Here is a 21,100-nt window from a genome sequence, read left to right on the forward strand (position 1 = left end):
AGAGCGGGCGGCGGAAGCCCGCCACCGCGAGCACGCCGCCCACGGCGGCGACGCCGGCGCTGATGAGCACGGCGGGCAGCGCGGCCGCCCCGGCGCCCGGCAGGCCGAGCGCGAGGGCGCGCGCCGTGTCGATCGCGTACGTCAGCGGGTTCACCGTGGCGACCAGGCGCAGCCACTCGGGCAGGTCGGCCACCGGGATGTAGGCGCTCGACGCGAACATCAGGGGGAGGAGCGCGATGACCGCCAGGTTCTGCATGGGTTCTGCCCGTCGCAGCCAGGTGGCCGCGGCGATGAAGGCCCAGCCCAGGGTCCAGGTGATGAAGACCGCCAGCCCGGCGGAGGCGAGGAGCCGCCCCGCACCGCCCCTGGGGGAGTAGCCGAGGACGGTGACGGCCAGCACGATGACGATCGTGATCTGGACCGCGGCGCGGACGAGGTTCGCGAGGCTCCGGGCGATGAGGAGCGATGCGGGGTGGATGGGCAGGGACCGCAGCCGGGCGACCATGCCGTTCTTGAGGTCGTCGACCACGCCGATCCCGGACTGGACGGCGGACTGCACCGCGTTGTCCACGAGGACCGCCGGCATGACGAAGTCGAGATAGCCGACCCCTTCGGGGAAGTGGGCCGACTTGCCCATACCGGTGAAGACCTGGGTCAGGATGAACAGGATGATCACCGGTTGGAACAGGCCGAAGGCGAGCACCCCGGGGTCGGTCACCAGCACCCGCAGGGACCGGCCGGTGAGCACCCGGATCTGCGTGGCCGTCGAGCTGCCGCTCCAGACGGCCGCCGCCGGTCCCGGGGCGGGATCCGGGACCGGCGGCGCCGGGTTCGGTGCGGCGGTGGACTGTGTGGTCATGGAGTCTCCACGGTCGGTGCGAAGAGGTTCATGAGGCGGCGCCGGCGGAGCGCCCGGCCAGGGCGAGGTAGACGTCGTCGAGGCTCGGCTCGCGGAACGACAGCTCCGTGGCCTCGACGCCCGCCCGGTCCAGGGCCCTGATCACCTCCGCGACGTCCTTCGACGCCTCGATGGCGACGACGACGGTGCCGTTCTCCCGGTCCGGCACCGGTTCCAGGCCCGCGTGTCGCAGGGCGGCGCAGGCCACGGCGGGGCCGGCCGCGGGGGCCGGGGTCACGGTCACCGTGCGCTTGCCCACCTGGGCCTTGAGTTCGGCGGCGGTGCCGCTCGCGATCACCGCGCCGGCCGACAGCACGGTGATGGAGTCCGCGAGCCGGTCCGCCTCGTCGAGGTACTGCGTGGTGAGCAGGACCGTCGTCCCCCCGGCCACCAGGTCCTCCACGATCTCCCAGAGACCGATCCGGCTCGACGGGTCCAGGCCCGTGGTCGGCTCGTCGAGGAAGATGACGGCGGGGTGGCCGACCAGGGACGCGGCCAGGTCGAGCCGCCGGCGCAGCCCGCCGGAGTACGTGCCCGGCCGGCGCGCCGCGAAGGCCTGGAGGCCGAACAGCTCCAGCAGTTCGTCGGCCCTCGCCCGGGCCGACCTGCGGTCCGCGCCGAGGAGGCGGGCCAGCAGGACGAGGTTGTCCCGCCCGGAGAGCTGGGGGTCGACCGAGGCGAACTGGCCGGTGAGACCGATGCGCTTGCGCACCTCGCGCGGGTCGCGCGTGACGTCGAAGCCGGCCACCGCCGCCCGCCCCGAGCTGGGCGGCAGGGCGGCGGCGAGCACGTTGACGAGTGTGGTCTTGCCCGCGCCGTTGTGTCCGAGGAGGCCCAGTACGGTGCCACGGCGCGCCGAGAGGCTCACCGAGTCCAGGGCCCGCAGGGAACCGAAGACCTTGCTGACGCCGTACGCCTCGATCATGACGTCCCCGGCGGCTCGGGCGGCGATGGGCGCAGCGAGCCCGCTCATGGGTGATCTCCCGCATCTGAGTGTTCCGAGTGCCGTGCGGGAGGGGATCCCGGCGGCCGTCCTGTGGGGCCGCCCCCACCCGGGTGCGTCACCCCGTCCCGTCCAGCAGGCTGAACAGTTCCTCGTCGCTGGCCGCGGCCAGGTCGAGCGGGCCGGCCGGGGACGGGCCGGGCGCGCCGGCCGAAGGCGTCCCGGCACGGCACCGGGCCGCCACCGCCCTCAGGCGTGCCGCCGTGTCCGTGGAGACCGGCGCGCCGTCCGTGAGCAGGGACTCCAGCTCGGCCACGACGGTGGCCGCGTCACGGACGGCGGCCGGCACCGCGAGTCTGCCGCGTACGAGCCGGACGACGGCCTCGGGCGTGGGGTGGTCGTACACGAGCGTGGCCGGGAGCCGCATGCCCGTGGCCGCGACGAGCCGGTTGCGCAGCTCCAGCGCGTTCACCGAGTTGACCCCCATGTCCAGGAACGCCCGGTCGCCCTCGTCGGCGCGCAGCTCCGGGATGCCCAGGGCGGCCGAGACCTCGGTGAGGACCGTGGCCAGCACGAGCGCGTCCTGTGCGGGGCCGTCGAGGCCGGACAGCCGGGCGGCCAGGGCCGGCGGCTCGTCGTCGGTCACGGACCCGTCTCCGGCGCCCGCCGTGCCGCCCGCGGCCGTCCCGGTGATCGGGGCGTCCGCGGACGCCGCCCAGAACCGCCGCCGCCGGAAGGCGTAGGTCGGCAGGGGAACGGACCGCGCCCCGGGCAGGACCGCGTGCCAGTCCACCGGAACGCCGTGGGCGTGCAACCGGGCGGCTGCCGTGAGTACGGCCTGCCGCTCGCTCTCCCCGGCGTGCAGGCTCGGCACGAGGGCGGCCCCGTAGCCGGTGCCGGCGGGGTCCAGGCACTCGTCGGCCATCGGCGTGAGCACCGGGTGGGGGCCGAGCTCCAGGAAACCGGTGACGCGTTCGTCCCGGAGCCGGTCGACCGCGTCCTTGAAGCGCACGGATTCCCGCAGGTGCCGCACCCAGTGGCCGGGATCGTGGGCGTCCTCGGCGGTCATGAGCCTGCCGGTGACGGTCGAGACGACGGGAACGGCGGGCGTGGCGTAGGACAGCGCACGGGCGACCGCGCCGAACTCCTCCAGGATGGGCTCCATGAGCGGGGAGTGGGCGGCGCCGTTCACCGCGACCCGCCGGGTCTTGTGGCCGGCGGCGTTGAGCCGGTCCGTGAGCACGGCCAGCGGGGCGTCGGCGCCCGAGAGGACGAGCGAGTGCGGCCCGTTCACGGAGGCGATCGCCACGGCACCCCCGAACTCGGAGAGCCACGGCCCCACTTCGTCCTCCGAGACCCGGGCCGCCACCATGGACCCGCCGGGAAGGGAGTCCATCAGCCTGCCCCGGGCGGCCACCAGAGCGCAGGCGTCCTCGAGCCCGAGCCCGCCCGCCACGTGGACGGCGGTGGTCTCGCCCGCCGAGTGCCCCGCCAGGCGGTCCGGGACCACGCCCCAGGACTCGAAGAGCCGGTACAGGGCGACCTGGAGGGCGAACAGCGCCGGCTGCGCGTAGACGGCGTCGTCGAGCAGGGCCGCCTCCCCGGAGTCCGGATCCGCCCACATCACCGAGGTGAGCGGCCGGTCCAGCAAGGTGTCCATGGCGGCGCACACCTCGCGGAGCGCGTCCGCGAACACGGGGAACGCCTCGGCCGCCTCGCGGCCCATCCCGGGCCGCTGGCCGCCCTGCCCGGAAAAGAGGACGGCCAGCCCGCCCGGCGACGAGTTCTCGACGCTGACCCGGGACGTCTGCCTGCCGGTCGCGAACTCGGCCGTCGCGGCCAGCAGTTCCGTGCGGCCGGAGCCGCTGATGACGGCCCGGTGCCGGTGCAGGGCGCGGGTGGTGGCCAGGGAGTGGGCGATGTCCCGCGCCGGCAGCCCGGGGTCGGCCCGTACGTGCTCGGCCAGCCGTCGCGCCTGAGCGCGGAGCGCCGCCCGGCTGCGGGCGGACAGGATCCAGGGAGCCGCCGCGTCACCGGCCGGCTCCGGGGCCCCGGCGCGGGCCGTACCGGTCGTCCCGGCCTCACTGCCCGTGCCGCCCTCGCCCGGCGCCTCCTCAAGGATCACGTGGGCGTTGGTGCCGGTGAGCCCGAAGGAGGACACCCCGGCCCGGCGCGTCCTTCCGTCCTCGCGGGGCCAGGGCCGGGCTTCCGTCAGCACCCGTACCGGGCCGCCGGACCCGTCCGCCAGGGACGGCGGCCCGTCCACGTGCAGGGTCCTGGGCAGCAGGCCGTGGTGCATCGCGAGCACGGTCTTGATGACCCCGGCGACCCCCGCGGCGGCCTGCGTGTGCCCGAGGTTCGACTTCACCGACCCCAGCCACAGCGGCCGGTCCCCGGGGCGCTCCTCGCCGTAGGCGGCCAGGAGGGCCTGGAACTCGACGGCGTCGCCGAGCGGCGTGCCGGTGCCGTGGCCCTCCACGGCGTCGATGTCCCGCGGTGCCAGCCGGGCGTCCGCCAGGGCCTGGCGGATGACGCGCTGCTGGGCGGGGCCGCTCGGTGCCATGAGCCCGTCGGAGGCGCCGTCCTGGTTGACGGCGGAGCCGCGCACGAGCGCCAGGACGCGGTGCCCGTTGCGCCGGGCGTCGCCCAGCCGCTCCAGCAGGAGCAGCCCCGCGCCCTCGGACCAGGCCGAGCCGTCGGCGGCGTCCGCGTAGGCCTTGGAACGGGAGTCCGGGGAGAGCACGCGCAGCCTGGAGAACCGGGCGAAGGACACGGGTGAGGCCATGACGGTGACGCCGCCGGCCAGCGCGAGTGCGGACTCGCCCGACCGCAGGGACCGGCAGGCCAGGTGCAGGGCGACGAGGGAGGACGAGAAGTCGGTGTCCACCGTGAGCGCGGGGCCCTCCAGGCCGTAGGCGTGGGCGAGGCGCCCGGAGACCGCGCTCCCGGCGGTCCCGGTGGCCAGCATGCTCTCCAGCCGGCCGTCGTGCACGGACGCGCCGGTGGCGTAGTCGCCGTGCGTCGCACCGGTGAAGACGCCCGTGCGGGTGCCCTTCAGGGCGGCCGGGTCGATGCCCGCCCGTTCGAAGGCCTCCCAGGCGGCTTCGAGGAGCAGGCGCTGCCGGGGATCGGTCGCCGTCGCCTCCAGGTCGGAGAAGCCGAAGAAGCCCGCGTCGAAGTGGCCCGCGTCGTGCAGGAAACCGCCCTCGCGCACGTACGTGGTGCCGGGGCGGTCGGGGTCGTCGTCGAAGAGCCGGCCGAGGTCCCAGCCGCGGTCCTCCGGGAAGCCGGACATCGCGTGGGCCTCGTCGGAGAGCAGCGCCCACAGGGCCTCGGGGGAGCGGGCCCCGCCCGGCAGCCGGCAGGCCATGCCGATGACGGCCACGTGCTCGGCGTACGGATCGTTCGCGTAGTCATCTGTCTGGGCGGGGTCATCTGTCTGGACGGGCACCTTCACTCCCGGATTCGAGCGCTGTCGTCGGTCGGGGGACGCGGCCTGCGGGCCGCCCCGGGGCGGTGTCAGTCCTCGTGGACGGTGACGGCCCCGGACGGGCAGAGGCCGGCCGCCAGCCGGACCGTGGCCTCCTCGCCGGCGCCGGGGTCGGCGAGCAGCAGGGTGACCAGCCCGTCGTCGTCCTGGTCGAAGACCTGCGGTGCGGTCAGCACGCACTGGCCCGCTCCCACGCAGCGGTTGGTGTCGGCGGTGATGCGCATGTCGGTGTCTCCTGCGGTGGAGTCGTCTCTCCTGCGGTGGATTCGGGTCCACCGGGCGGCGGCCGGTGGCGCGCCCGGCGGACGGACCGGTCGCCGGCTACCAGCGGACCGGCAGCGCGTGCAGCCCGTGCACCACGCCGTCGTGCTTGAAGGACAGCCCCTCGGCGGGCACGGCGAGTGCGAGGGTGGGGATGCGTTCGAAGAGCTTGCGGTAGGCGATCTCCATCTCGACGCGCACCAGGTTCTGCCCGAGGCACTGGTGCACGCCGTAGCCGAAGGCCACGTGATGGCGGGCGGACCGGGAAGGGTCGAACATGTGGGGGCACTCGAAGCTGTTGTCGTCGTGGTTGGCCGCGGCCACCAGGGGCACGATGCCCTCACCCGCCCGGACGAGCTGCCCGGAGATCTCCACGTCCTCGACCGCCACCCGCAGGGACACCAGGTCGGCGACCGAGTGGAAGCGCAGCGTCTCCTCCACGGCCCGGTCGTCGCCGATCCACTCGGGGTTCTCCAGGAGGGTGACCACGCCCAGCGCGATGTTGTTGGCCGTCGTCTCGTGACCGGCGATGAGCAGGAGCATCAGCACGCCCGACAGCTCGTGCGGGGCGATCGTGCCGGCCGCCAGCAGCCTGCTGACCAGGTCGTCGGCGGGCCACTTCTGCTTGATGGCCACCAGCCGGCTGATGTAGCGCAGCAGGTCCTTGGCCGCGGCGTCGCGCTGCTGGTCGGTCGAGGCGCGGATGGCGACCAGGGTGCGGGTCCGGGACTCGAAGAAGTCGCGGTCGGCCGGTGGCACCCCGAGCAGCGCGGAGATCACCAGGGACGGGACGGGCAGCGCGAAGTCGGCGACGAGGTCGGCGGAGTCGCCCGCGGCCAGCATCGCGTCGAGGCGCTCGTCGACGGTGCGCTCGATCGCCGGGCGCATCGCGCGGACGCGCCGGACGGTGAACTCCGGGATGAGCGCCTTGCGGAACCGGTCGTGCTCCGGGGAGTCCAACCCCACGAACCAGCCCGGGATCTGATCCTGCTTGGGCACCCCCAGGCTCTCGCCGACGTTCGGGAAGCCCGGGTGCTCGGGGTTGGAGCTGATCCTCGGATCGGTCAGCACGGCGCGCACGTCCTCGTGCCGGGTGACCAGCCACACCCGGTCGCCGTTGGGCAGGCGCGAGAGGACCAGGCCCTGCCGGCCGCGGTAGCCGGCGTAACCCGGGGGTGGGAAGGGCGCGCCGGGCCTGCGCAGCGGGAAGTCGACCACCTGCGGTTCGGCTTGCGTCATGTGCGGATGTCCCCTTTCGGTGGATCGGTGGTTCTACGGTTCAGTGCTTCGGCGGTTCTACGGTTCGGCGGTTCGGTGGCTGCGGCGGGGGAGTGCGCCCTCGCCGCGGGCCGGCCCGCACCGGTCAGGCGCCGTAGAACGCGCGGACCTTGCCGATCACGAAGTCCTGGTCGGCGGCCGTCAGTCCGGTGTGCGTGGGCAGGTACAGCCCGTCCTCGGCGAAGACGCTCGCCTTGAGCGAGGGCCAGTCGGGGCGGAAGTACATCGGCTGCCGGCTCATCGGCTTGAAGAAGAGCCGGGTCTCGATGGACTGGTCCGCCAGGAACGCCCGCAGCTCCTCGCGGCGTTCGGCCCGCAGGTCGTACATCCACAGCACGTCCCGCGGCGGCATGAGGGTGATCCCGGGCACGTCGGCGAGGCCCTCGTCGTAGCGCTTCTCGATCGCCCGGCGCGTCTCCAGGATCTCGTCCAGCCGCTCGGTCTGCCCGAGGGCGACGGCGGCCTGCATGGCCGTCATCCGGTGGTTGTAGGCGACCTTCTTGTGCAGGAAGCTGTGGTCCTTGGTGAAGGCCATGGCGCGCAGGTGCTCCAGCTGCCCGGCCAGCCTGGGGTCGCCGGTGAGGCAGATGCCGCCCTCGCCCGAGGTGATGATCTTGTTGGCGAAGAGCGAGAAGCAGGCGATGTCGCCGACCGGGCGGATGCCGTGGGCCTCGGCGGAGTCCTCGACGACGCGCAGGTTGTGCTGGAACGCGATGTCCATGATCGTGTCCATGTCGCAGCGCCGCCCGTAGACGTGGACGGGCATGACGGCCTTCGTCCGCGGCGTGATCTTCTCCTCGATGCGGGTGACGTCGATGTTGAGGTCGTCCGCGCAGTCGACGAAGACGGGCGTCGCGCCGGTGTAGGTGACCGCCCAGGCGGAGGCGACCATGGTGAACTCGGGGACGATCACCTCGTCGCCGGGGCCGATGCCCAGCGCCCGCAGGGCCAGCGTGAGGGCGGCGGTGCCGGAGGAACAGGCGACGCCGTGCGCGATCGCGTTGTGGTCCGCGAACGCGCGCTCGAAGCGCTGGATCATCGGCCCCTGGGACGATATCCAGCCGTCGCTGACGGTTTCGGTGACGTACGCGAGCTCTCGGCCGTCCAGGGCCGGCCTGGACACGGGGTACTTGAACGACATCGCCGCTCTCTTCCTTCTCGTGGGGTCCGGATGCTCGTGGGGTCCGGATGCTCGGGCCGGACGCTCGGGTGAGGGAGTCAGCTGTAGGGGCAGCTGCTCGGGCCGGGTGCTGAGGTGGCCTCAGGCCAGGGCCGGGAGGCCGAGGATCAGCGAGGCGGCGGTCTCGCGGCCGCCCGCCGCGCGCTGCAGCTTCCCGAGCCGCTTCGCGTTCTCGGTGAAGGAGGGGGTGCCCAGCACGCGGGTGAGCTTGTCGACGACGTCGTCGGCGGTCAGGGTGTGCGGCCGGTCGAGGGTCAGGCTGATGCCGAAGTCCCGGCCGCGGACGGCCTGGTCGAAGCAGTCCACCCACAGCGGCCGGACCACGAGCGGCTTGCCGAAGTACACGCCTTCGTTGAAGCCGTTGCCGCCGCCGTGCGTGAAGAACACCTTCACGTTCGGGTGGTCGAGGACGTCGTGCTGCGAAGGGACCCAGCTCTCGATGCGGAGGCCGGCCGGCAGCGACTCCCGCGGCGGCAGCAGGTGCTGCTGCTCCTCGGGCAGCTTCCACAGCACGGCGTGCCGGCCCTGGAGCCGGCGGGCGACCTCCACGACGGAGGCGACCTCCCCCCGCGTCAGCCGGGTGATCGTGCCGAGCCCCATGTAGACGACGGATGACTGGGCGTCCAGCCAGCCCGAGAGGTCCTTTTCGTCCGGGGCTTCGGGGAGCGGCGGGACCATCGCGCCGACCAGCCGCATCTTCGCGGGGATGGCGAAGGGGTAGTCCAGCTCCGCGATCGAGTTGCACAAGACCATCTCGGCCTTGTCGATCCTCGCCATCGGGCTGATCGACGGGAGGCCGAGCGCCTTGCGCCGCCGGTTGTCCTGCCTGACGACCCTGCTCATCTCCGGGGTGCAGAACATCGCCAGGGTCCGGATCTTGAACAGTTCGTTGCTGATGCGCTGGGCCGGGCTCATCCCGGCCGGCAGCCCGGTGTGCGGTACGGGGAAGCCCTTCGGGGTGTAGCCCTTCCCGAAGGGGGTGTAGGCCGTCAGCACGTTGCTCGGCAGGAACGGCACGCTCAGCACGAACGGGATCCCCCGGGCTATGGCCAGTTCGACCGCGAATCCGCTGATGCAGTCGATGACCATCAGCGCCGGCCGCACCTCGTTGACGACGGCTTCGAGCCTGCGGTACTTCACGTCCTGCAGACCGGGCTTGTACGACTGCCTGATGACCGCGCGGTGCGCCCTGAAGCGCGAGGACTGGGTGACCTCGCGGTAGACGTCGTCGTCCCACGTCACCGCCGACAGCTCCGAGATGACCTCCCCCAGGGAGGCGAACTCCACCGGGGAGCGCTCCACGATGCGCTTCACATCGTCGCGCCGCGGCTCGTCGGTGGCGAACCAGAGGTCCTCCACCCCCTGGCGGGACAGCTCACCCGCCAGGACGAGCAACGGGTTGAGCAGGCCGCTCTCCGGGAGGCTGACGAAGAGGATCGGCCGTCGGGCGGAGTCCATGGGTTCCCTTTCGGCGGTCGCGGGCGCGCTTCGGGCACGCCCCCGAGCGGGTCGGCTGGCCGTGCCCACCCTTGATCTCACGCCGGGCGCAGGGAAATCCGTAGTCTCCTCCGCCCGCGGCCGCGGACCCCGCCCTCGGCGGCGCGCCACGGCGGACGCCGTGCCCCCGCTGCCGGTCGGTTCCGGCCCCCGGATGCTCCGGAAAACCTTGACGGGTTTTTCCGGGAATCCGGAACCAGAAGCCTCACGAACCCGTCGCGTGCACTCGCTCCCTGTATTCCTGGTGAAAATCCGGAGCGCGATCGATCATTCTCATTCGGTGCGCGGGCGCGGCCCGGCGGCCCATGGATCCGGAATCGCCTGTTCTGATTTACCGGCGGGTAGTGATCAGAGATGCACGGAGGGTGAGGAGTTGCCCCTGAGGGTGGCGCAAAGACGCGGTGATTGGCGCGATTTCGGCCGTACGGGGTCACCGAAGCCGTGGTTATGCACCGAACCGTTTCTTAAGGAAACCGCAGATTTAAGCGTCACCTTATGGCGTTCGTTGCCCCTGGTGTCGGTAGGTAACTAGCCTTCCAATTCATCCCACCTCCACGTGAAGTTTCATGAAGGGGATCCTCCTTTGCTGAATTCAGTTCCCGCGCTCATTGATTCGCCCGGGTTACGGACAGACGGCGACTCGGTGGGCCGGCCCGCCGGCGCGGACGCGCCCCAGCAGCCCGACCAGCAAGGCGTGTGCGTGGCGGGGCTCGACGCGGCCCTGACCATCCGGCAGGCGAACCAGGAGTTCTTCCGGGAGTTCAACGGCTCGTCGGAGGACCTGTGCGGCCGCAGCATCCGCGACGTGGTGCACCCGAGCGTCCAGCAGCCGCTGTTGCGCAAGTTCTCCCACTTGCTCGAAGGCAAGCACCAGCGCTTCGTCACCCCCGTCATCGCCGTGCGCCCCGGAGAGGAGTCCGCCTTCACCGTTCCGCTCACCGCCATTGCGGTGTCCGGCGGGCTGCCCGGCACGAACGCGGTCCTCGTCATGATGCCCACGACCAGAGGCGTCGAGGAGACGCGGGTGGTCTCCAGCCGCAAGAAGGTCCTATCCGCGATGGACGCCCGCATCCTCGAAGGCATCGCCGCCGGCATTTCGACCGTCCCCCTGTCCTCACGCCTCTTCCTGAGCCCGCACGGCGTCGAATACCACGTGACCTGCCTGCTGCGGAAGCTGAAGGTGCGCAACCGCACCGCGCTCGTCTCCCGCGCCTACTCCATGGGCGTGCTCAAGATCGGCACCTGGCCGCCCGAGGTCGTGGACGACTTCGTGAAGTGACCGGCTTCGTGAAGTGACCGGGCCGCGAGGGCCGGAGCGGGGAAGCTTGCCCGGACTGACCGACGTCCACACCCACTTCATGCCCGACCGGGTCATGCGCAAGGTCTGGGCCCACCCCCGGAGCGGACCGCTACGTGCGCCGCGCCGTCGAGCAGCGCGCCCGCGTCTTCAAGGCCCACCTGCAGGTCGGCGGCTACGACCCCAACGACCCCCTCCTCGACCCCGTCCGGGACCACCTCGCCGCCGAGGGCATACCCGTTGTCGTCCACTGCGGCTCGGGACCCGCCCCCGGCGCCCACACCGGACCCGGCCCCACGGCCCGCCTGCTGCGGCGCCACCCCGGAACGCGTCTGGTCGGAGTCCCAGGCCCGGCTGGAAACGGGCGACGACCGGCTGCGCGCCGTCTGCCACGACAACGCGGCCCGCCTCTTCGGCCTGTGAACGCCCCGTTCCGCGGGCCTGACGGTCGGATCCGGCGTGTGCGCCGCCCGCCGCCCGTCAGCGCCCCTTGGGGAAGGCGGCGCGCAGCGCGGAGCCGCGGGTGATGAACGCGACGCCGATGACGGGCAGCACGCACACCACCTGCATCACGGCGTACCACGGCGGGCAGACGCCCGGGATCAGGTCCACGACGATGATCGCGATCGGCATGACGACGGCGAGGGTGCTCAGCCGCTCGAAGGCCCGCCGGGATCCCCGGGCGGCGGAGGCGGTCACCCGGTGGATGAGCACGGCCATCACCGGCAGCAGGACGGCCCGGACCCACATGAACGTGTTCACCGTGTGGCCGGTGCCCGCCACCACGATGACCGCAAGGAGGGCGGCGGCGGTGAGTGCCACGTAGATCTTGATGCTGTTCTTCGCCGTGGCGAAGGCGCCCTGCGTGCGGGGGTCGTTGACGAGTGCCGACCCGGCCGTGGCGTGCGTGCTGGTTTCGTTGGTCTTCATGCTCACCGACGCTACGGAGCGCCCGGCCGGGCCGGTACGGGCCTGGCCGCACGGGTGGGTGGGTCCAGCCCCACTCCTGGGCTGACCAGGGCAGGAGCGGGCTCCGGACGGTGCACAGTGGAAGCACCGAACGGGAAGCGAAGGACGATCCATGACATTCATGCGATTCATGAGACGACTGGGTGCGTGGCCCGCGCGCGTCGGCGTGGGGTTCGCACGGGCGTGTGCCGTGGCGGCCGTCAGCCTGCTGGTGCCGGCCGTGTGGGCCGGAGCCGTGGCGCTCGGCATCTGGTGGGGGCCGGGAAACGCGTGGTCGTGGTTCGGGCCCCTCTTGATCGTGTGCGCGGGCACGCTCGCCCTGTCCCGCCCCGTCTGCGGAACGATCCGCCTTCTCGTCGCGCGGTGGACCGCCACCGTCATCCCCGCCGGATACCGGCAGGGCGGTCCGGTGACGCGGTTGTCCACCGGCTACTGGTGGAACGGCTTCTCCTACGAGCACAGCCGCCGGGAGGCCGTCATGGACCAGAAGATGCGGCTCTGGTGGAGCGACCCCGCGACCTGGCGCGACCTGCGGTTCACGGGGATCGTGCCGTTCACCGCGGGCGTGGCCGCCGCCCTCCCGCCGGCCGGAGCGGCCGCCGCGGTCCTCGGTTTCGCCCGGCCGGAGACCGTCGCGCACCTCGTCGGCGCACTCGGCCTGGTCGTGGCCGTGGCCTCCGCCCCGTACGCCTGGCGGCCCGTCGTACCGGTGGCCGTCCGCTTCCTGCGCCCCTCGCCCGCGATGGCACTCGCGGACCGGGTGGACGAACTGACCGCCCAGCGCGCGGACGCGACGGTCGCCCAGGCCGCCGAGATCCGCCGCATCGAACGGGACCTGCACGACGGCGCACAGGCCCGCCTGGTCGCGCTCGGGCTCTCCCTGGCCACCGCCGAGAAACTCATGGAGACCGACCCCGCCCGGGCCAGGAACCTGATGCGGGACGCCCGGGCCGGCGCCTCCGCCTCGCTGGCCGAACTCCGCGAGCTGATCCGGGGCATCAGCCCGCCCGTGCTCAACGAACGCGGGCTCGCCGACGCCGTCCGCGCCCTCGCCCTGGACATCCCCCTCGACGTGGCCGTCAGCGCCACCACCCCGCTGCGCCTGGACCCGCCGATCGAGTCCGCCGTCTACTTCGGCATCGCCGAACTGCTGACCAACGCGGTCAAGCACGCCAGGGCGACCCGGGCGCGCGTCTCCCTCACGCACGACGAGACCGGTGTCGTCGCCGAGGTCGAGGACGACGGCCGGGGCGGCGCCGGCATCCGTGCCGGTGGCGGGCTCGCGGGCCTGCACCGGCGCCTCGCGGCCTTCGACGGCACTCTGGAGGTCACCAGCCCGCCGGGCGGCCCCACCCGAGTGAGGATGATGGTGCCATGCGAATTGTCGTAGCCGAAGACCTCTACCTCCTGCGTGACGGCATGGTCCGCCTGATCGAGGCGTGCGGGCACGAAGTGGTGGCGACCGCGGCCACCGGGCCCGAGACGCTCGACGCACTGCGGGAATGGCGCCCGGACGTGTCCGTCATCGACGTCCGCATGCCGCCGAACCAGTCGGACGAGGGTCTGCAGGCGGCCCTCGCCGCCCGCAGGGAGATGCCCGGACTGCCGGTCCTCATCCTCTCCCAGCACGTCGAGCAGCTGTACGCCCGGGAGCTCCTCGCCGACGGGTCCGGCGGCGTCGGCTACCTCCTCAAGGAGAGCGTGTTCGACGCCGACCAATTCATCGGCGCCCTGGAGCGCGTCGCGGCCGGCGGGACCGCCATGGACCCGGCCGTCATCGCGAAACTGCTCTCCAGCAGCTCCCCGACCCGTGGACTCGAACAACTCACCGACCGCGAGTACTCCGTGCTGGGCCTCATGGCCGAAGGCCTCTCCAACCAGGCCATCGGCCGCCGCCTCTTCCTCAGCGACAGCGCCATCAGCAAGTACACCACCACGATGTTCGGCAAGCTGGGCCTCAGCGATGACGACGACACCAACCGCCGGGTCCGCGCCGTCCTCACCTATCTGAACAAGCCCTGACCCGGTCCGGCGCGCCCGGCGTGCCGCCGCCCCGGATCCTGCGGGATCCTCAGGGCCTGTCCGCCGGGATGCGGGTCGGGATGGTCGGGAGCACCACGTACTCCGGCGCGGTGGGCGGGACGTGGTCCGAGCTTGCGATCGCCAGGTGATCCGGGAGGTCGAAGTCCTGTGCGGCTTCGAGGTCGACCGTGTAGCCGAGGTCGCCCAGGCTGGCCACTGTCACCCGGCTCATCGGGTTGTCGTTCAAGGGGGTGCCGGGGCGCCCGCCGATGACCGGTGACATCAGCTCGTTGGCGAACACGCTCTCGCGCCAGTGGCCGCCCGCGCTGCCGGCGCCGCCGACGTTCGCAACCGGTACCGGCGTGGGGCCTTCTCCGATGAGCTTGCCGAACTCCTCCATGGCGCCGGGGCCGACGAAGGTCGGGTTGGAGCCGGGGAAGCCCTTGAGGAAGCCGAACTCGTCCCAGAGGGTTCCGATCGCCAGCACGTGCCCCATCTCGTGCGTGATGACGTCGAGGAGCGTGCCGTTCGTTTCCATCTCGTCCAGGTCGGCGCTGTCGAACCTCATGTGTCCCTTGACGGGAAGCCTCGCCCCGCTGGCCGCGTCCGGGCCTCGGAACCGCGTCGGGCCGGCTTCGCCGAGGATGTTGTGAGGGTGGTTGACACCATCGATCGGGACGCCTTCGGCGTCGATCAAGAGGTCGTCGACCACCACCTTGCCGGTGAGGTCGTTGATCGTCGCGGTCTCCAGGTCTCCCACGATGACGTGCGTCCAACGGTCCGCGGCTTCCGAGAAGACCGCCTTCTGGCCTTCCGACAGGCCTCCGAGGAACCGCACCTCGATCTGGAAGGGAGACGTGGTCTCGGCGAGCTCCGCGGCGCGGTCGGCGTCGGCGACGGCCCTGTACGTTTCGAATGCGTAGGGGTTTTGCTCAGCCATGGCTACTCCTCCTGTCACGAGTAGCTGAATTCATCCTTCAGGATTAGGCTAAGCGTGATTGTGGTAGTAGGCCACGCAACCAATATGATTGAATTTTCGCCGGAATTGACCTGGCTGGAATTTACCTGTTAGAGCCCGAGGTCGCGGGCGAGCGCGGTCAGTACGGCCCGGGTCTTCGTTTCGCCGGACTGCGGCGGTTCGACGTCGTGTCTCCGCAGGGCCCGTGCGAGCAGGTGCCCGGTCCCGGCCGCAACTTGACGCGGCCCAGCGCACGGGCCGCCTTCCGGGCCTCGTCCCCGGAAAAGCTGATTTTGATTTCGGGCCCCCGGAGCGACTCTTCCCCTTCGTGGGATGCCTAAGACTCTTCCCCCGCGCCCACCACACGCTCGTCACCTTCCAGTCTGTGCGGGACGGCCCCGCCTGCCACTGGGGGCGGGGCACGGCGTCCGTCGGCAACGGAACGTCACCCCCGAGCCGCCAGGAGCACCAGCGTCCCGCACACCACGACGTAGGCGGCGAGCCCGAGCCACGCCCCGCGGTGGCCCACGTGCTCCGCCCGGGTGGGGCTGCCGCCCCGGGAGGTCCAGCTCCAGGCCAGGACCGTGGCCGCCACGGCGAGGAGGAGGAACGCGAGGGTGGCGAGGTGGAGCCAGTCGATCAGGGTCAGCCCGCTGGGGCTGGTGATCACGTCGTTGGCCTGCTGCATGTTGAGGACGACGACGAACAGGCCGCCGCCCAGGACGCCGAGCCTGTTGTACACGCCGTCCAGCCGCGCCGTGGTCTCCAGCTCCTCGCGGCGGGAGGAGATGAGGAACGTGGAGACGGCGATGAGCACGGCGAGGTAGAGCGGGATGGTGAGTTTCCAGAAGATGGTGGGAGAGGAGCGTTCGAGGTCGATCCGGATGCGCACCCGGTCGTAGGTGCTGCCGTCCTTGAGGCTGTGGTCGCCGTACGTGGTGGTGTAGTGCTTGGTGGCGCTGACCAGGCGGAAGCCGGTCACGCGCCAGCCCTCAGGGCGGATCTCCGGGTTGACCTGCGCGTCGGCGTTGTTCACGGCGAACCGGAAGTGGTTCGTGTCCTGCGGTGCGGTCAGGACGATTTCGATGCGGTGGCGGTCGAAGGGGAAGTTCCGTACGTCCCACTCCTGCCGGAAGCTGGACTGCACCCGCACCTGGTCCAGTACGTGCCCGTCCTGCTCGATGATGTTCGGCTCGGAGGGGTTCGGGTCGTCGGCGTTGGCGTAGGAGATCTTGGGCAGTGGGTCGGCGCTCTTGTCCGGGCAGATGGTCCACAGCCACAACCGGGCGGAGAACCTGCCCTTGGCGGGATCTATGTCGTACAGGTCGCTGACGTAGGCGCTCAGCTCGCACCGGACAGGGCCCGCCCGGCCGGGCGGGACGGCGGTCGCCGCGGCGGCCGGCAGCCGGAGGGCGCATGCGGCGCCGATAACGACGAGGAGGACGACGGGGAGGACGACGGCCGTCACGCGGGACGACCGGGGGAGGGTGTCTTCGTGCCGCGATTCCGTGGTCATAGGGCCCTAGGCTTCCCGCCTCCGCCCGGGCGGGAACGGTCGTGCGGACGCACGAGCCGCTGCCGGCAACGCGACCTTTGCGCCGCCCTGAGCGGGGACGCCACCCTTCGGCAAGGGCTGAACGCCCCGCGGCGCGGGGCGCAGTACCATCGGCCCTCTGTAATGATCACATCAGTCGTTCCTGTTCCCGTTCCTGCTCCGGAGCAGGAACGGGAACAGGAAGGCAGAACTGTGTCGGGTGGAAAGACGTCCTGGCTGGCGGCGAGACGCGCGGAGCGGGCCTGGCTGGATGCCGTCGGTCTGTTCGAGCAGGGGGCCACCGACCGGGCGGCGGCGCGCTTCGCGGACGCGGTGCGGGACGACCCCACCGCGGCCGACGCCTGGCTCGGCCTGCACGCGACGGGTCAGCGCCAGGACGAGGCCCTGGCCGCCATGGAGCAGCATGTGGCGAAGTTCGGGGCCCTGCGGGCGAAGCACGACAAGACCCTGGTGTCCCAGTTCCGCATCGGCACGTACGCCAACCACGCCCTGGAGACGAGCGGGGAGCTGTGGCTGGCGGTCCACAGTGCCCTCCTGGACGCCGGCGCCCTCGGCGAGGCGTGGCAGACGATGGCCGAGGCGGAGCCGGACTGCGACGGGACGCGCTTCCTCACCACCAGGTACGCCTACCTCTCGGAGGAGTGGAACTGGGTGCTGTCCTCCTCGACCGACATCGAGGATCCCCTGCTCGTGGCCGAGGCGCAGCTCTACGCCGCGCAGGCGCTCATCGCGCAGAAGGTCTGGCACGAGGCCCTCAACACCCTGACCTGGCTGTCGGAGGAGATGGAGGTCAACAGCGACTTCGAGGCCGAGGTGGCCTACTGGAGCGGTGTGGCCCACGAGGGGCTGGGCGCCGGTGAGCAGGCACTCAAGCACTTCCAGTACGCCTACCGGCACCACCCCGGGCTCTACGACGTGGCGGAGCGGGCCCAGGTCGTCCAGGCCGGGGCCGGCGCGGCCGCCGTCGTGGCGGGGCAGCGCGCGGACCTGCTCGCCGAGGCGCGCGCCGAGCTCGACGGGATGATCGGCCTGGATTCGGTCAAGCGCCAGGTCCACACCCTGATCGCCCAGCTGGAGATGGCCGAGCTCCGCGCGCAGCAGGGCATACCCACCCGCACCCGGCCGCAGCACTTCGTCTTCGCCGGCCCGCCCGGCACCGGCAAGACCACGGTGGCCCGCATCGTGGGCAAGGTCTTCGCGGGGCTCGGCCTGCTGGAGCGCGGGCACGTCGTGGAGACGCAGCGCGTCGACCTGGTCGGCGAGCACCTCGGCTCCACCGCGCTGAAGACGTCGGCGGTCATCGACTCCGCCCTGGACGGCGTGCTCTTCATCGACGAGGCGTACGCCCTGGTCAACGAGGGTTACAACGGCGGTGACGCATTCGGCAACGAGGCGCTGCAGGTGCTCCTGAAGCGCGCCGAGGACGACCGCGAGCGCCTGGTCGTGGTCCTGGCCGGCTACCGGCGCGAGATGGAGACCCTCCTGGCCACCAACCCCGGCCTGGCCTCCCGCTTCACCACGCACGTCGACTTCCCGTCGTACGCGCCGGAGGAACTGCGGCGGATCGCCGTCGTGCTGCTGGACGACAACGGCGACGTCCTGTCCCCGGCGGGCGCGAACGCCCTGGAACAGAGCCTCAAGGGCGCGGCGGACAGGATCGACGCCCTCGGCAACGGCCGCTTCATCCGCAACCTGTGCCAGAAGGCCGCCGCCCACCGCGACCTCCGCCTCGCGGCCACGCCCCGCAACGGCGAGCCCTTGACGCGCGAAGACCTCGTCACCCTCCACGCGCCGGACGTCCTCGCGGCCTTCGACGAGCTGATGGAGAGGGCGAAGGCGAGTGCGGACGCGGGCGGGCCGTCTCCGGCCGGAGCGTAGTCCGGAGGCTCCCGGGAGCCGACCGCGCCGGCGGGCCGGCCGCAGCGGTGGAGAGACCGCTGCCGGCCGGCCCTCGGGGCTCCGGTTCACCTGCCGGGGCCCCGTTCCGATCGGTCAGCCGGGAATCGCCCCCGCATCGATGACCTCCGCGTTGAGGTCGCACCACACGAGCGAAGTGCCACCGGAGCGGGCGCGGTTGCCGAAGCGGACGTACAGGTGACCGTCGGGCTGATGGCAGACGGCGTACCCGGTGAACGAGCTGCCGTAGCACTTGACCGACGCCCCGTGCCCCTTGGTGCCCCTCTCGTACTGCCATGCGTCGCAGGAGAGGGCGGGCGCCGCGGCGCCCCCGGAGGCGGAAGCAGAAGCGGAGCCGGATCCGGAGGGCGATGCGGAAGCGGGCGCGGCGAGACTCATCACGCCCCCACCCGCAAGGGCGAGGGATGCGCCGACGGCCGCGACACGATAGCGGAACCTCATGTGGCCTCCCTGTGGACGTTGTGGTCGATCGATACCGAGGGGCGACGCTACTCACGGAGGCGGGCGCCCGGTAGTGCCCCGCCGGAGTTGGCCGGGAACCGGCTCCCAAGGCCCGCCAACGGCATTGGCGGCCGTGCGGCAGGGGTATACGAGCCCTTCGCGTAGCGGAGGAACACTATCCGCTTGACCCGCGACCCCAGGAGGAGAGCTACGTGATCGCATTCTCGCGGCCCGCGCTGGGCGACCCCGAACTCCGGGCCGTCGCGGAGGCCTTCGACAGCGGGACCGTCGGCTACGGGCCGCGGTCACGGGACTTCGAAGGGCGTTTCGCCCGGCACCTCGGCGTCCCGCCGGAGCACGTCGTCTTCCTCAACTCGGCCACGTCCGGCACGTTCCTCGCGCTCGAACTCCTCGGCCTCGCCGAAGGGGACGAGGTGGTGATCCCCTCCCTGAGCTTCGTTTCCGGGCCCAACGCCACCCGGGCGCGCGGCGCCCGCCCCGTCTTCTGCGAGGTCGACCCGCACTCCCTCAACCCCTCGGTCCGCGACGTCGAGCGGGTGCTCACCCCGCGCACCAAGGCGGTCCTGGTCCTGCACTACGGCGGCTGCCCGGGCGACATCGCCGGCCTGGCGGAGCTGTGCGCGCGGCGCGGCGTCGCCCTGGTCGAGGACGCGGCCTGCTCCGTGGCGTCCAGGGTGCGCGCACGGGCCGCCGGGACCTTCGGCGACATGGGTGTCTGGAGCTTCGACCAGATGAAGATCATGGTGACCGGGGACGGCGGCATGCTCCACGTGCGCGACCCCCGCCTCGCCCGCCGGGCCCGCCGCCTCGCCTACCACGGCCTCGCCCGGCCCGACGACGGCTTCACCCCGCCGCCGTGGCGGTCCTGGGAGTTCGAGCAGCGGGAGATCGGCCGCCGGCTCGTCGGCAACGACCTGACCGCCGCGATCGGCGCCGTCCAGCTGTGCCGCCTGCCCGGTCTCGTCGCCCGCAGGGCGGAGCTCGTCCGCCGCTACGACGACGCGCTGGCCGGGGCCGCGGGGGTCCGGCGCCCGCCCCCGCTCCCCGGCGGGCACGTCTCCTCCCACTACCTGTACTGGGTGCAGGTGGACCGCCGCATCAGGGACGAGGTGGCCCGCCGCCTGCACGCCGCCGGGGTCGAGACGAGCTTCCGCTACGGGCCCTTGCACACGGTCCCGGCCTACGGGCCCGTACGGCCCCTGCCCGTGTCCGAGCGCGCCGCGGCGGAGACGCTGTGCCTGCCCCTGCACCCCGGGCTCACCGACGACGACGCACGAACCGTCGCGCACCTGCTGCGGGAGACCGTCCGCGCGCTGCTGCCGCGCACGGCGTGACACTCAGAGAATGCCGCACTTGCCCGGCGTCCAGTGCGTCTGCGTCTTGACCGCGAACCGCGGCCAGCCCCGCTCGGTCACGAAGTGACGCACCACCGCCCGGCAGGTCGCCGCCTCTCCCGCCACGTAGGCGACCCCCGGCCCCGGAGGCAGCTCCAGCCGGCGCACGGCCGCCACCAGCACCGGTGAAGCCGCCGCCGACGCACGCCCGCGGTGCACCCAGCGCAGGGTCCGCTCGCCGTCCGGCGCCGGGAACTCGGCCTCCGGACCCGTCGTCTCCAGCACCCCGTGGCTCACGGCCCCCGGCGGGAGCGCGTCCAGCATGGTGAGGAGCGGCACCGCCCCCGTCTCCTCGCCGACGAAGACGTGGTGGCGGGCGCGCGGGTCGAGCACGATGCGGTTGCGCGGCACCCCGGTCCGTACGCGCTCGCCGGGCGTCACGGCGCCCGCCCACGCGGAGCCCGGGCCGCCCGGGTGGTGCAGCGCGATCCGCAGGGTGAGCGAGGCGTCGGCAGGCGTGTGCCGCCACACCGAGTACGTCCGCAGCACCGGCCCCTGCGCGCCGCCGGGAACCTCCACGGGGAGGTGGGCGCCCGGCTTGCAGGCGAACCGGGCGAAGGCGGGGCCGCGCAGCGTGACGTCCGTCATGCCGGGCACGGCGGCCCGGACCGCGGTGACCTTCGCCGCCAGCAGCCGCTCGTCCCGGAACCGCCTGCCGCCCGGATACCCGTTCCGCTCCGCCTGGTGCATGTGCTCCGCCTTCCGCTTCCGCTGTCCCTCCCATTGTGCGGAACGCCAAGTGCCGCTTGCGCGGAAGGCCAAGTGCCGCTTTCTTTCACCCGGCTGACAGGAGCGAAGGCACGGATGATCCTGCCGGGCATCCTGAGCCGTGGTTCCCGTGATCGCTTCCCGCGCGCCCGGGCGCGCGGACCGGCCGATGGAATGGAGAGGCAGCATGCTCGACAGGCGGACTGTGCTACGGGCCGGAGCGGTGGCGGCGGCCGCCGCGGCCGGAGCCGGCGCGACCGGTGCGGCGGCC

Annotated in this window: 18 protein-coding genes; 6 read left to right on the forward strand and 12 right to left on the reverse strand. The window is 72.4% G+C overall.

Features of this window, described 5'->3' with window-relative positions; genetic code table 11:
* The 7 genes from B7P34_RS27835 to B7P34_RS27865 form a co-directional block, all read right to left on the reverse strand.
* On the reverse strand, positions 1-859 hold an 859-nt coding region (locus tag B7P34_RS27835), incomplete at its 3' end, for an ABC transporter permease (protein WP_106680946.1).
* A 28-nt stretch (positions 860-887) separates the two neighbouring features.
* Positions 888-1,871, reverse strand: a complete 984-nt coding sequence (locus tag B7P34_RS27840; RefSeq protein WP_106680948.1) for an ATP-binding cassette domain-containing protein — start codon at positions 1,869-1,871, stop codon at positions 888-890.
* A gap of 88 nt (positions 1,872-1,959) precedes the next feature.
* Positions 1,960-5,292 carry a type I polyketide synthase gene (locus B7P34_RS27845; protein WP_223268301.1) on the reverse strand — a complete coding sequence of 1,111 codons (3,333 nt, stop codon included), beginning with the start codon at positions 5,290-5,292 and terminating at the stop codon, positions 1,960-1,962.
* Positions 5,293-5,360: 68 nt separating this feature from the next.
* Entirely contained in the window at positions 5,361-5,555 is a 195-nt protein-coding gene (locus tag B7P34_RS27850; protein WP_106680950.1) for a ferredoxin, read from the reverse strand.
* A gap of 97 nt (positions 5,556-5,652) precedes the next feature.
* Positions 5,653-6,831 carry a cytochrome P450 gene (locus B7P34_RS27855; protein WP_106680952.1) on the reverse strand — a complete coding sequence of 393 codons (1,179 nt, stop codon included), beginning with the start codon at positions 6,829-6,831 and terminating at the stop codon, positions 5,653-5,655.
* Positions 6,832-6,955: 124 nt separating this feature from the next.
* Complete coding sequence (locus B7P34_RS27860) at positions 6,956-8,011, reverse strand: DegT/DnrJ/EryC1/StrS family aminotransferase (RefSeq protein ID WP_106680954.1); 1,056 nt, start codon at positions 8,009-8,011, stop codon at positions 6,956-6,958.
* Positions 8,012-8,131: 120 nt separating this feature from the next.
* On the reverse strand, positions 8,132-9,508 hold the full coding sequence (locus B7P34_RS27865) for a glycosyltransferase (protein ID WP_106680956.1): 1,377 nt from the start codon (positions 9,506-9,508) through the stop codon (positions 8,132-8,134).
* 682 nt (positions 9,509-10,190) lie between these two features.
* Here B7P34_RS27865 and B7P34_RS27870 point away from each other — a divergent pair.
* Both B7P34_RS27870 and B7P34_RS39945 read left to right on the forward strand, forming a co-directional pair.
* The gene (locus tag B7P34_RS27870; protein WP_223268302.1) at positions 10,191-10,826 is read left to right on the forward strand and encodes a LuxR family transcriptional regulator; all 636 of its coding nucleotides are present in this window, start codon (positions 10,191-10,193) and stop codon (positions 10,824-10,826) included.
* Between the two features lie 134 nt (positions 10,827-10,960).
* Positions 10,961-11,371, forward strand: a complete 411-nt coding sequence (locus B7P34_RS39945) for an amidohydrolase family protein (protein WP_435693985.1) — start codon at positions 10,961-10,963, stop codon at positions 11,369-11,371.
* On the opposite strand, the gene B7P34_RS27880 is transcribed toward B7P34_RS39945, so the two are convergent.
* Positions 11,325-11,774: a hypothetical protein gene (locus tag B7P34_RS27880; protein ID WP_106680958.1), complete on the reverse strand. Its 450-nt coding sequence runs from the start codon at positions 11,772-11,774 to the stop codon at positions 11,325-11,327. The genes B7P34_RS39945 and B7P34_RS27880 overlap by 47 nt on opposite strands.
* Before the next feature lie 151 nt (positions 11,775-11,925).
* On the opposite strand from B7P34_RS27880, the gene B7P34_RS27885 reads away from it, so the two are divergent.
* Positions 11,926-13,203: a sensor histidine kinase gene (locus B7P34_RS27885; protein ID WP_223268303.1), complete on the forward strand. Its 1,278-nt coding sequence runs from the start codon at positions 11,926-11,928 to the stop codon at positions 13,201-13,203.
* Positions 13,188-13,835: a response regulator transcription factor gene (locus B7P34_RS27890; protein WP_106680962.1), complete on the forward strand. Its 648-nt coding sequence runs from the start codon at positions 13,188-13,190 to the stop codon at positions 13,833-13,835. Before B7P34_RS27885 ends, B7P34_RS27890 begins: the two co-directional genes overlap by 16 nt.
* 49 nt (positions 13,836-13,884) lie before the next feature.
* Here the strand turns inward: B7P34_RS27890 and B7P34_RS27895 are convergent, their stop codons facing one another.
* Entirely contained in the window at positions 13,885-14,775 is an 891-nt protein-coding gene (locus tag B7P34_RS27895; RefSeq protein WP_106680964.1) for a peptidase, read from the reverse strand.
* 463 nt (positions 14,776-15,238) lie between these two features.
* Entirely contained in the window at positions 15,239-16,309 is a 1,071-nt protein-coding gene (locus tag B7P34_RS27900; RefSeq protein WP_106680966.1) for a hypothetical protein, read from the reverse strand.
* Between the two features lie 231 nt (positions 16,310-16,540).
* Here B7P34_RS27900 and B7P34_RS27905 point away from each other — a divergent pair, with 231 nt between their 5' ends.
* Positions 16,541-18,226: an AAA family ATPase gene (locus B7P34_RS27905; protein ID WP_223268304.1), complete on the forward strand. Its 1,686-nt coding sequence runs from the start codon at positions 16,541-16,543 to the stop codon at positions 18,224-18,226.
* Positions 18,227-18,340: 114 nt separating this feature from the next.
* On the opposite strand, the gene B7P34_RS27910 is transcribed toward B7P34_RS27905, so the two are convergent.
* On the reverse strand, positions 18,341-18,706 hold the full coding sequence (locus tag B7P34_RS27910) for a hypothetical protein (protein WP_106680969.1): 366 nt from the start codon (positions 18,704-18,706) through the stop codon (positions 18,341-18,343).
* 212 nt (positions 18,707-18,918) lie between these two features.
* On the opposite strand from B7P34_RS27910, the gene B7P34_RS27915 reads away from it, so the two are divergent.
* Positions 18,919-20,061 (forward strand): DegT/DnrJ/EryC1/StrS family aminotransferase, encoded by a 1,143-nt coding sequence (locus B7P34_RS27915; protein ID WP_189383099.1) that lies wholly within the window; start codon positions 18,919-18,921, stop codon positions 20,059-20,061.
* Positions 20,062-20,064: 3 nt separating this feature from the next.
* Here the strand turns inward: B7P34_RS27915 and B7P34_RS27920 are convergent, their stop codons facing one another.
* Positions 20,065-20,811, reverse strand: a complete 747-nt coding sequence (locus tag B7P34_RS27920; RefSeq protein WP_189383101.1) for a siderophore-interacting protein — start codon at positions 20,809-20,811, stop codon at positions 20,065-20,067.
* Positions 20,812-21,100 lie beyond the last annotated feature (289 nt).

The sequence above is a fragment of the Streptosporangium nondiastaticum genome (assembly GCF_003011965.1).
Taxonomy (GTDB): domain Bacteria; phylum Actinomycetota; class Actinomycetes; order Streptomycetales; family Streptomycetaceae; genus Streptomyces; species Streptomyces nondiastaticus.